At 38.0% G+C, this 12761-nt stretch carries 8 protein-coding genes; 4 read left to right on the top strand and 4 right to left on the bottom strand.

Annotated features, from left to right (window positions below; genetic code table 11):
• Positions 1-82: 82 nt before the first annotated feature.
• From fusA to ylqF, 3 genes are all read right to left on the bottom strand, one after another.
• Positions 83-2167 (bottom strand): elongation factor G, encoded by a 2085-nt coding sequence (fusA, locus tag MTN97_RS12700; RefSeq protein ID WP_248474531.1) that lies wholly within the window; start codon positions 2165-2167, stop codon positions 83-85.
• Positions 2168-2599: 432 nt separating this feature from the next.
• Complete coding sequence (locus MTN97_RS12710; RefSeq protein ID WP_409418113.1) at positions 2600-3028, bottom strand: hypothetical protein; 429 nt, start codon at positions 3026-3028, stop codon at positions 2600-2602.
• A 948-nt stretch (positions 3029-3976) separates the two neighbouring features.
• Positions 3977-4930, bottom strand: coding sequence for a ribosome biogenesis GTPase YlqF (gene ylqF, locus MTN97_RS12715; protein WP_248474532.1), 954 nt, complete (start codon positions 4928-4930; stop codon positions 3977-3979).
• 274 nt (positions 4931-5204) lie between these two features.
• Between ylqF and MTN97_RS12720 the strand changes: the two genes are divergently transcribed.
• The 4 genes from MTN97_RS12720 to MTN97_RS12735 all read left to right on the top strand — a co-directional run bounded on the left by MTN97_RS12720 (position 5205) and on the right by MTN97_RS12735 (position 11570).
• Positions 5205-6137 carry a hypothetical protein gene (locus tag MTN97_RS12720; protein WP_248474533.1) on the top strand — a complete coding sequence of 311 codons (933 nt, stop codon included), beginning with the start codon at positions 5205-5207 and terminating at the stop codon, positions 6135-6137.
• 59 nt (positions 6138-6196) lie between these two features.
• Positions 6197-6535, top strand: a complete 339-nt coding sequence (locus MTN97_RS12725) for a hypothetical protein (protein ID WP_248474534.1) — start codon at positions 6197-6199, stop codon at positions 6533-6535.
• A 113-nt stretch (positions 6536-6648) separates the two neighbouring features.
• A complete protein-coding gene (locus MTN97_RS12730) occupies positions 6649-9675 on the top strand; it encodes a sensor histidine kinase (protein WP_248474535.1) in 3027 nt (1008 codons plus the stop codon).
• The gene (locus tag MTN97_RS12735; RefSeq protein WP_248474536.1) at positions 9672-11570 is read left to right on the top strand and encodes a response regulator receiver domain; all 1899 of its coding nucleotides are present in this window, start codon (positions 9672-9674) and stop codon (positions 11568-11570) included. Before MTN97_RS12730 ends, MTN97_RS12735 begins: the two co-directional genes overlap by 4 nt.
• 11 nt (positions 11571-11581) lie before the next feature.
• Here MTN97_RS12735 and MTN97_RS12740 read toward each other — a convergent pair whose 3' ends face one another.
• Positions 11582-12754, bottom strand: coding sequence for a DNA cytosine methyltransferase (locus tag MTN97_RS12740; RefSeq protein WP_248474537.1), 1173 nt, complete (start codon positions 12752-12754; stop codon positions 11582-11584).
• Positions 12755-12761: the final 7 nt, after the last annotated feature.

The raw sequence follows: 12761 nt of genomic DNA on the forward strand, positions 1-12761 counted from the left end.
TTTTAATTTTCGAGCTTAATAACCTTCAGACAATAAAAAACCCGCAACACGTGCGGGTTTTTTTAAAGAGTTAAAGTGCTAATTACTTAGCTGCTTTTTTCTCTTTTTCTGCAGCAATTACTGTGTCAGCTACGTTTTGTGGACATGGTGCGTAGTGTGAGAACTCCATAGAGAACTGACCACGACCTGATGTCATTGTACGTAGTGAACCGATGTAACCGAACATTTCTGATAACGGTACGTCTGCTTTAATGCGAACGCCAGTTAAACCAGCTTCTTGGTTGCTTAACATACCACGACGACGGTTAAGGTCACCGATTACGTCACCTACGTGATCTTCTGGCGTGAACACGTCAACTTTCATGATTGGCTCAAGAAGTTGTGCACCCGCTTTAGGGATAGACTGACGGAAAGCGCCTTTAGCTGCGATTTCGAATGCGATTGCTGATGAATCCACGGCGTGGAAGCCACCGTCGAAAAGTTCAACTTCAACGTCAAGTACTGGGAAGCCAGCTAGAACACCTTCGTTCATCATTGACTTAAAGCCTTTCTCAACTGCAGGCCAGAATTCTTTAGGTACGTTACCACCAACAACTGAAGATGTGAACGTGAAACCAGAACCCACTTCGCCAGGCTTGATACGGTAATCGATTTTACCGAATTGACCAGAACCACCAGATTGTTTCTTATGCGTGTAGCTATCTTCGACTTCACGAGTGATAGTTTCACGGTAAGCAACCTGTGGTTGACCAACGATAAGGTCTACACCGTAAGTACGCTTAAGGATATCTACTTTGATATCTAAGTGAAGCTCACCCATACCTTTAAGGATAGTTTCACCTGAATCTTCATCAGTTTCAACTTGGAAAGATGGATCTTCTGCAACCATTTTACCGATAGCAACACCCATTTTCTCATTACCGCCTTTATCTTTAGGCTGTACAGCAATCGAGATTACTGGAGTTGGGAATACCATTGGCTCAAGTGTTACTGGGTGCTTAGGATCACAAAGAGTGTGACCAGTTTGCACGTTCTTCATACCAACGATAGCGATGATATCGCCCGCTTGCGCTGAAGTAAGCTCTTTACGATCATCAGCTTGCATCTCAACCATACGGCCAACACGCTCAGTTTTACCAGTAAATGCATTAAGGATAGTGTCACCCTTGTTAAGCTTACCAGAGTAAATACGTACGAATGTTAACGCACCAAAACGGTCATCCATGATTTTGAATGCTAACGCTTTGAAAGGTTCGTCTGCAGATACAATTGCGTGCTCGCCGTTTTCGTTACCTTCTTCATCCATAAGAGGTTGAGGATCAACTTCTGTAGGAGCTGGTAAGTAATCAACAACAGCATCAAGGATTAATTGCATACCTTTGTTTTTGAATGCAGAACCACAGTATGTAGGGAAGAACGCAAGGTCACGAGTACCTTTACGGATACAACGCTTGATATCTTCAACTGAAGGCATTTCACCTTCCATGTACGCTTCCATTAGGTCATCGTCTTGCTCTACAGCAGTTTCAACTAGGAACTCATGGTATTCATCAGTTTTTTCTACCATGTCTGCAGGAACGTCAACAATTGAGTAGTTCTCAGGAAGACCTGTCTCATCCCAAACATATGCTTGTTTGTTTAAAACGTCTACAACACCTACGAATTCGTCTTCAATACCAATTGGTAAAGTCATAACTAATGGAACAGCACCAAGTACTTTTTGTACTTGCTCAGTTACACGGTAAAAATCAGCACCCATACGGTCTAATTTATTTACGAAAATAATACGTGCAACACCTGATTCGTTCGCGTAGCGCCAGTTAGTTTCTGATTGTGGCTCAACACCACCAGAACCACAGAATACACCCACACCGCCATCTAATACTTTAAGTGAACGGTAAACTTCAACGGTGAAGTCAACGTGTCCAGGAGTATCGATAACGTTAAAACGGTGATCTTTCCAGAAACAGCTTACTGCCGCAGACTGGATAGTAATACCGCGCTCAGCTTCTTGCTCCATGAAATCGGTAGTAGACTCACCATCATGTGTCTCACCGCTTTTGTGGATTGTACCTGTAAGCTTTAGGATACGCTCAGTAGTTGTGGTTTTACCCGCATCAACGTGCGCGAAAATACCAATGTTTCTGTACTTCGATAAATCTGCCATTAATTTTACTCTTAATAAAGTCGATAAATTATTCGGCGGGAGTATAGCATTACTTAAAGCGAACATCACCATAGAAGTCGCTTAAAATGCAATCAATTTATAAAAAACTTGCTTTAAAGATATTTTGAGGTATGAGATGGGCTTAAAAGAGGCACATTATAAACTGTATTTAAACGACTTAAGTCTTTATCAGCGTCATTGTTGAACATCAAAAGCGCAATCGGATGATGACATGAAGCAAACACAATTATTTTGCCCATACAAATCGTTAGTAAAATCACTCAAAACTCATAGTTTTGAATTTGTCGCTAATAACTAAATTACCCGCAGTTTTGGCTTTGATTTCATCAATAGTCACACCGGGTGCACATTCTAATAAATGAAAAGCGCCATGTTTTGCAGCGATATAAGCCGACTTATATTTAGAGGCGATCAAATATAGAAAAACACACACAAGCCCACCGCAATAAAGGCAAGTAACTTAACAATCGATTCAAAGGCAATACTGGCAATTAACCCGGGGTTATGCTCACTGGGCTTAAGCCTGCGAGCGCCAAATAAAATCGCAAATAAAGCCAGTAATAACGTAATATAAAACGTACTATCAGCCCACACTTGGTTACTTTGAGTAGGGGCTCGGTCGGTGACTAAGTTGGTGCTCTGCGCAGTTGCACTTAGCTGAAGAGAGATATACGCCACAATCGCTATTACTGAAATAAGTGAGATCAGCCCTGACAAACTCGACGATTGCCCATATCGCGTAGCAATAAAATCAGCTAATGACGTGAGTTTTTGTTGTCGACAAATATGTGCAATGCGGCAATACAATTGCCAGCCAAAAATAAATAATAGTGCCCGCATAAGTTGGTGCTAACCACCAACCATTACTTGCGGCTTGCGCAGTTGTGCCATAAAAATCCCATGAGGTACAATTAACACCCAATGATAGGCCATAAATCATGCCCTTGAATGGCAGCACCTTACGCCTATCTGCCCACCCCGCCACTGCAAATAATACTCCTAGGTACACCACGGCAATAAGGCTAATAAACCAAATAGAAAACATATTTTTGTTCTTGTTATTATTTTTATAATACTTAACTTGGCATAAGGAGAACTGCAGCAAAAATCAGCCCTTACTTTAGTGCTATAAATAAACAAAAAGTTAAAATAAGAATTATTTGCATTTAGGTGTTGACAGTTATTTAAATCTAACTGATAATCAATCTCAACAAGAAGGAAGTACATTGCTTTTTGTGACGGTAAAGTTCATTTGTTTCTCGACCTGAAACAAACGTGTGGCGCACGCTAACAGCTATGGAAACCTGTTATAAACCACAACGCCCCTTGCTGTTTATGACCTGTTTCCGCCCTACTCATTTACTTGCTACATTGCTCATATCGGTGACGGTAGATATGAAACTAAAAAGCCCTTACGGGCTTTTTTTATGCCTATAATTTAATATAAAACCAACCCAAAGTTAATGAGAATCATTTTCATTAAGGTGTTGACAGCCACTCAAATCTAACTGATAATCACTATCAACAAGAGGGAGTGCATTGCTTCTTGTGACTGAAAAATTCATTTGTTTCTCGACCCTGAAACAAACGTGTGGCGCACGCTAACAGCTATGGAAACCTGTTATAAACCACAACGCCCCTTGCTGTTTATGACCTGTTTCCGCCCTACTCATTTACTTGCTACATTGCTCATATCGGTGACGGTAGATATGAAACTAAAAAAGCCCTTACGGGCTTTTTTTATGTCTGTAATTTAACGCGTAAGGCCTTAACCTAAGCTTTTATAAATTAACGGCGGTTTTTTCGTGCACGTGCTCGGCGTTGTTTTTTCTCTTCTTCTTTGGCTTGCTTTTTCGCCTCTGCTGCCGCGCGCAATCCAGCTACCATTATCTCTTCTTCTTCACGCATGGTAGGTGTTTCCATGGTAATACGACCGATAATGCCATCTCGTAATTCATTAATTAGAATTTCCGACATTTTATACGTATCGATTTGGTTACCACCGCGAATACAGCCGCGCTTTTTACCCGCCATTTCAACAAACTCCCAATCGCTTTCTGGCAGTTCATCTAATTTATAGCGCGCTTTTAAAAGCTCAGGATAAGCATGCAATAAATACTCAGCGGTGTAACTTGCCACTTCTTCGTACTCAATAGCGGTATCACGTATCGCACCGGTTGCGCCTAAACGATAACCTGAGTTTTCGTTCTCTACTTTTGGCCACAGCATCCCTGGCGTATCGTAAAGCATAATGCCATCATCAAGTTTAATACGTTGCTGCGCCTTAGTAACTGCAGGCTCGTTACCGGTTTTAGCCACTATACGCCCAGCAAGCACATTTATGAGCGTCGATTTACCTACGTTAGGAATCCCCATAATCATGGCTTTAATTTGCTTATCGGCACCGACTTTATGCGGCACTAACTTTTTACACAGTTCATTAATTCGATGCACTTCTGCGGCTTTATCATTACCAAACGCAATGGCTTTTACGCCATTTTCTTGCTCAAAATAGTCTTTCCAGATTTGCGTCATTTTAGGATCAGCTAAATCGGCTTTATTGAGAATTTTGATGACCGGTTTACCTTCACGCAGGGTAGCCACCATCGGGTTTTCGCTACTGTAAGGAATGCGCGCATCTAGCACTTCAATGATCACATCCATTTGTGGCATTATTTCTTTAATTTCATTTCGGGCTTTATTCATGTGCCCAGGGAACCACTGTATTCCTGCTCTACTCATTTGATATATAAACCTTTTATTTCAACCCATAACACCATGGGGTACTATGTGGGGTACTGGGTGAATAATTTCGATTTATCACCTCAACTAATGGTGAGTAGTTTACTACAAAACACTAACTTAGTTCTTTATAAAAAATTGCGACTATTTACAAATAATAAAAATTTGCACCTTTATTGGCGTTAATGAAATAACTCTATTAAAAAAACTGAATTAGCTCTAGAGTTATAAATAGTTGATAGTAACCATTTATTAAAAGTATTAGGAAGGAAAAATGAGTATGGACGAAAAGAATTCTAAAATAGGTCGAGCAACTGAAATTGAAGATAAAGAACAAGCTATGCTATGGCTTTCTAAAAACCCAAATTACAAGCCTTTACTTGACAGCATTATAGATTTTTTACATTTGCACTACAGGGGAAGCAATAAAGGCTGGGTTAATGATGGTAATGCCAAGTTTAAATTTGGACCTAGTAATAAAAACGGCCGAGTATCAATTGATCCTAGACCATCTAAAAATGGGGTAAATGTGAGATTTGGAGTTAACGCTTTAGATATTCCAGATTACTTCTACTCGGAAGATCTTTCACAACTGTTGCGACCTGAAAATTGCTTCAATAAGACACAGAGCTATTACGATATATTGTTTTATCTAAAGGAAGATAACCTTCAACAGTTTGAGGCATTAAAGTCATTTATCAAAGCAGGCATCTGTGATGGCTTTATTCACGACGAAGAAAATCATGCATTATATAATGAAATTCAATCTGAAGTCCGTAATGAAGGACCAGCTACTTACATAAGACGAGCTATATCTGAAAAGGTCTGTGAAAGGAAAGAACAATTCATGGAAGATAATTTTGTTCAATGGTACAAACTTAAAAACCCAGAATTAGTTATAAAGCGTCAATACCATGATCTCAGTTTTAAAAGAGATATAGTTATAGTCGATGGTTCAAAAAAGATAACAGCTGAATTAAAGTATAAAAGAACTGCGACTGAAGAAATTGAAGCTGCTATAGGGCAATTACTTAGGTATGGGTACTATCCAGACGTAGAACCTTCTGATGAATTTTGGATTGTTGGATCAAAAAAACCTACAAAAGAAGATGTGGCATGGTTCCACAAGTTAAAAGAGAATCTCTGGTTTAAATTGAAATATTACTATTTAAATGAAGATCAAAAAAGCTTCATAGAAGTATTTTAAAAACACATGAAAAAGAGCCACTCAACTGAGTGGCTCTTTTTCATTATTAGGAGTTTAAGATGGAATTATACAAACAAGAATTTGGTCAAAACTTTGACCTAGGCTTTGACTTAAAAAATCACCCTTACTTAATAGATAAAAGCTGGCATAACGATCAATGCCCAAGTTTTTACTTTAAAGTAGGTGAACAGTACTACGTAGTATGGGTAGATTATGCTGATGTAGAACAAAGAGAGGAAGATACGCCTAGGTATGTAATTGTAGATGCAATTAATGAGGGAACTAATGAAGAACCTGAGGTTTATGCTGGTAACGGTGAAGTATTATTTGAGTCTGAAGATTATGCTGATTTAAAACTCTTTTTAGATGCTCTGCTAGACAATAAATCACCTCATTAATAAATAGGATTATTCAGAATATATCTAAAGCCTAAATGCATTGAAAGTATGCTAGCCTAAAACTGTAAAAATTTATAGAATGATTTTATTAACCATGGATGTAAGCATTTGATATGATTTCACAATCAAATAGAAAGTCAGTCTCCTTCAAAGCTCAGGCTAGGACAATTGATCACCTAGGAAAAGGCCAAATAGCCGATGCGCCTACAGCTGTCAGTGAATTATGGAAAAATTCCTACGATGCTTATGCTAGAGATGTAGCCCTTCACTTGTATGACGCTGATATTAAGTGTGGCGCTATTATTGATAACGGCTGTGGCATGACATATGAGCAACTAAGCGACAGCTGGCTAACAATTGGTACAGCATCAAAAACAACTAAAAAGCTGCTTCCAGAAAATGATCGCTTTGGTTTACCTGACCGCTTTACACAGGGTGAAAAAGGGATTGGCCGGCTTTCTACAGCTTTCTTGGCTCCCGTAACTCTTATAGTTACTAAGAAAATAGATTCTCGCTTTTCCGCTGCGCTTATTGACTGGCGTCTTTTTGAAAATACCTATCTCAGCCTACATGATATTAAAGTGCCGATGAGTGAATTCGATTCATTAGAGCAGTTACCAGCACTTTGTAGTGAATTACAAAAAGATATGTTATCCAATCTAGCCCTGGAACCTTCAGAAAGTAATCCTGACGACTTAATATTAAGACGAGCTTGGGAGCGCTTCACTGATGATGAAAAAGAAGCTTATGCAGCGCATCAAAGTGATTCTAATAACAGTGTATTTATCTCAACTGAGGATAAAATAAAGCGCCTGAGTGAATCATTTTCTTTTAATGAACATTATCTAGAACAATGGAGTAAAATCTTAGAGAGTGCTGAAAGCTTAGATGGTCAAACGCATGGTACTGCACTTTTTCTATTAGATTTAAATCGAGATCTAGAGCTCTTAACCAATAGGGGTCAATTAGGGCGGGATTCAGATGAGTTTATAGCAATTGAGGAAAGTTTGGTTGATACATTAAGGGCTTTTGTAAACCCTTATGATAGAGAGGAAGATGATCAAAATATTAACTTTCGTTATGAAATAATAAAGTTTGACCGAGAGTTTTGGAACACCGGTAGTTATAGCACTATTTTAGATTATCGGGATGTGTTTGGTTATAACGACTTCTCAAATTTAGAGCATAAAATTGAAGGTGTTATAGATGAAAAAGGCTGGTTCAGAGGAGCTGTTAGAGCTTTTGGTGTAGAATACGACAATGTAGAAATCCCATGCCGCTCTTCAGGAATGTCAGCATACACTCAAACTGGACAATTCAATCTACAATTAGGTGCTTTCGAATTTGATCAATCCAAATCAACTCATACCCCAGAAGAGTTAGCTGCTATTAAAGAACAAGCAGCAAAGTATTCGGGATTTATGATCTCTCGAGATGGACTAAGAGTGCTACCTTTCGGACGTGTAGATAATGATTATTTTGAGATAGAGGAGAGAAGGTCTATTAGTGCTGGCCGATACTACTGGTCAAACCGTCGACTATTTGGTCACATAGCACTTCATCAACAAGATAATTATCGTCTAAAAGATAAAGCAGGTAGAGAAGGCTTTATTATTAATCAAGCAGCAAGAGAATTAAAATCTCTTGTTATTAATCTATTAATAAATCTAGCTGATAAGTTTTTCGGTGCAAAATCAGATAACCGTCAAGTTGTTCTTGAAGCGCTTTCAAAAGCCAAACAAAAACAGAAAAAAGCACAAAAAGCATCAGCTAGGGTAAATGTAAAAACTTTTACTTCAACTTTGAAAAAAAATGAAGACATATTAACTACTCAAGTAGAAGAAGCTAAAAACTTACATACTGAGTTAGGGAGTGATATTTCCATATCCCTTAACCAGCTAGATAGCTTGATTAAAAAAATTGATCGAATTGAATCACTAAGAACAGATCTAAAAGTGCCAAATAAGCCCGCAAAGGTAACTGAACCATTAGAAGAGCAATATCGATCTTACCGAGATATGTTTGCCGAACTAACAGAGTTATTGCAGACATGTAGAGAAAGGCTAAATAAAATTGAAGCTCAAGGGCAGTACTTTTCACCAATACAGAGTGCTGAGAAAAAATACAAAAATAGTGATTCATCGCTCAATAAACAGCTAAATCGTTACACCACTAATATTGAAAGTACTTTTGAACGGCTTAAAAATTTCTGGATAAGCGAATCCAGAGAAGATAAAAAAGCGTATGAGAAAGAGGCTCTTCCTATTTTAGATGCAGTTACTGAATCTAGCGATGTAGCATCTACGCTCAATAGTTTAGATGCTATTTACATAACTCTCGCTGATGAATTTTCTTATAAATACGATGCTTTTTTACAAGCCTTAGATAAGCTTGAAAATGGTATAGACCTTGATTCTGCTTTTGTAATAGCAGAGGAAGAGCGCGTGAATGCAGAGAAAGAAATAAATCAAATTCGAAGCCTTGCGCAACTAGGAATCAGTTTTGAAGTTCTTGCTCACGAGCTAAATGCTCAAGATCAGGCTGTTACCCGCGCACTTAAATCAATGAGTAGTGATGCGCAAAGTCAAATAGGCTTTAAAAATGCCATGGCTGCACACAAACAATTTACTGACTACCTTCGCTTTCTATCTCCTTTAAAATTGTCAGGTTATCAAGCACGTGATGATATTACTGGTGTCGAGATTATAAAAAACATTAATACTTTTTTCAGAGATCGGTTTGAACGACAAAATGTTGAGCTAATAATCAGCCCCACCTTTGAAAAGATGGTTGTAGTAGATGTGAGATCTAGAATTATCCCTGTATTTATAAACGTTTTAAATAATGCCCTATATTGGGTTAGCCTTGCAGAGCATAGAACAATAAGAATAGATATTATTGGTGACTTAGTTGTAATCGCAAATAGCGGACCAGCGGTAGACGCGGAGGACATCGATAGGCTGTTTGAGCTTTTCTATAGCCGGCGTTCAAACGGTAACGGGGTAGGCCTTTACTTATCTAAGCAAAACCTCTCCGTTGCGCACCATAAAATTTGGTACGCAGAAAAGGAAGAAGAAAAGCTCATCAAAGATGGCGCTAACTTTGTAATTCAATTTCGTGGTATGGAAATCAAAAAATGACTGCAATGTATAAAGAAAAAATAGTAAAAGCGTTTCGTGATGATGCCATTAGATCTGTGTTATTGATTGATGATGAGTATATTCCTTATAAAGAACTAGTTACTAACAAGAAAACTATTTCTGAGAAATTAAATGATTTGAGAGATGGTGACTTATCTGATTTGGCTGATTTAAAAAGTAAAATTGATGAGTTAAATAAAATAAATACAGAGGTTCAACGAAGCGATGTTGCTAAAGAGTTTGTTAACTTTTTTCATAACAACAAGCTAATTTGCGACGTTGAAAGTGATACAACGAACTTAGACTATGAGAAAATCAGAAAAAGTGATCTAATTGTTCTAGATTATTATCTAAAACCTCAGTTCGAAAATAACAGAGCTGAGGCCTCTCTAAATTTAGTTTCTCAACTAAGCTCTAGTAAACACATGAATATGGTGGTTATTTATACAAATGAACAACTATCTTCAGTTTGGCTTGAGGTCGCAACTACTCTTAGAGGTTCCCAAAAAGAACTAGATATAGAAGGCATTACTAAGAATCCGTATTTAATAAAGCAATGGAATGAAAATTCACTTGATTGGATTGAGTTATGGGATAATTTTGTTACAGAAGAAATGAAGTCAGAATTCATTTTAGACAATGCTAATTTAAGAGATTTTTGTAAAGATTTTTCTGCGATTTGCGATGAGTCTGATATAGAAAAGCCTACGCAAGAGCATCTAAAGGTACTACTAGAGAAATCAATCGCGCATTTAAATTTCAATGATACAAAATATACACAGCGTTGCATTCATGGCCAAAGAGGCCTCTGGATACAAGCAGGTGACGTTTTCATTGTTTTATGTTCGAAAACTGACAAAGAATCTCCGACAGAAGTTTGGGATAGTATTAAAACAGCTTTATGTAATTGGAAACCAAGCTTATATCGAGTTGTTACATCGGATCTGCAAAACCGTATTGAAGATGCTAACTTGTCTATGGAAAAAGCAATTTCTTATTTAGAGAAAGATCAAATGGCTTTTCTTTGGGGTATATTACAGTCAGAAGATAAACATAAAGAACGAGTTGCTCGAGAGCTTTTAGGCAACATAGTAAATGAAGCGTTAGACTCGATCTTATATAACTCTAATTTTGCTGCTGACGTCGTAGCATCAGCTCGAGCAATAACGGATCCTGTTATAGATTATGTAGAGCGATCTAAGCAAGCCCCTGAACTGCATAAAGAATTTCAAAAAAGTATACTTAATGAGTCAGCTAGAAATGTAAGTAACAGAGAACTTGAACTCAAAGACCTATATTTAATAGCTCATGCTTATAATGAGAAACTTTCTACGACTAAACATTTTCACAAATACATCACTACTGGAAGTGTCCTAATAGACTCAGAAAAAAATTGGTACATATGTGTTACTCCTAGCTGTAATACAATTCCAGGACAAGAGACTGACTTAGGGATCTCAGCCCTTAAACCACACCGAGCATTAACTCTAGTAAAATTAATTAGAGTTACAGACATAACTGAAGCTCTACATAATGCGCATCATTCTTCATATATATTTATTACCTCCCCAGATCGAGAAGAGCTAGCCTTTTCTGTCTTAAATAAAGAATCAAAGCTGCCGGAACTCGTTAAAGTGGTCGTGAAAAATCATGATGATGAGACTTGGTACAATGATGGAGCTAACTTTAAAGAAATAATAACTTTTGAAACAAAAGTTGATGAAGCAGGCTTACCAGAAGTAATACAGAGAGATGAAAAAGTTTATCCTGTTTCATTATTAAAACCAGCATATGCAGCTAGATATCAAAATATTCAAAGTCATTATGAAGGTCGAATTGGAGTCGACTTTCTGACACTAGATTTATCAGAGGGCAATCTGCTCAACAAAGAATAAGAGAACTAAAACTATTCAAAGCGTCTATCTAAGATGCTTTGAATTTGTAAAATTAAGGCTTCAGCTAGCTTTACTGGTACTGCATTACCTATTTGTTTTGCCATAGACATTATCTTGCCTGAGAAAATATAATCATCTGGAAAGGTTTGTAAACGAGCAGCATGACGAAGAGAGATCCCATGATTTAACCATGGGTGAACAAACCGGCCTTTTGACGGGTTATTGCATCCTGTGGTCATGGTGTTTGATGGTATATGAGGATAAATCCTGCCGTATACGTCTTTATGCCCTGAGTAACCTTTATGACATTCTAACTCTCGCCCTGACTCATCCCTATCACCTAGCAGCGGAGTATTCTTAAACAGATTTCTCATAACCTCAGAGTGACACATATTCAAGTTACAAGGGTCTCCTACATTTAGCGCCCTGCCCCATTGTAGCTCATCTACAATTTTGTTTGAATCATTGCTAGAGAGATTAAATTTAGTTTCGAGCCTGCTTTTAAAGCCATTTAAAATAGATGACGGCGGTTTTTCAAATACCGTTGAAGCTGTCAACCATTTAGAGTCTCCAGATTTAAAGTGCGTTGGCTTTGGTGGCCACTCGATATCGCCTTTGGCGATATCATTACGAACTGCAAATATAAAAGCTCTTCGACGGTTTTGTGGAACTCCATAGTCTCTTGCATTTAATATCATAGGCGCACCAGTTACTATTTGGTAGCCATGCTCAGCAGCAAGATCTATAAACTTATTTAGATAGTCTTTATGGCGCTCCCACAAAAGCCCAGGGACATTCTCAACTAAAAACGTTTTTGGTTTTAAATGACGAACAAAATCGAAATAACGAATGAGCAAGGCATTTCTAGGATCGTCTTTGCCAGAACCTTTTATTCGATGGGAAGAAAACCCCTGACAAGGAGGCCCGCCTAGCAGAATATCTAGCTCACCTTTCTTTATTCCTTGATATCGCATCATAGAGTCTATATCTAGATTTTTTGTAATATCTTGAGCAAAAACTTGTGTAGGTGCACCAAGGCGGTCTACCAAATTATTTTGATAGGTTTCAGCTGCATTTAGATCAAACTCTATAGCTGCAAGGACATCGACCCCTGCATTTTGGGCGGCGAGTGAAAAACCACCAGCCCCAGAAAACAAATCCACTGCAGTCAAATTCCGTATCATTTTATAC

The organism is Pseudoalteromonas sp. 2CM36K, from assembly GCF_023161865.1.
Lineage (GTDB): Bacteria > Pseudomonadota > Gammaproteobacteria > Enterobacterales > Alteromonadaceae > Pseudoalteromonas > Pseudoalteromonas tetraodonis.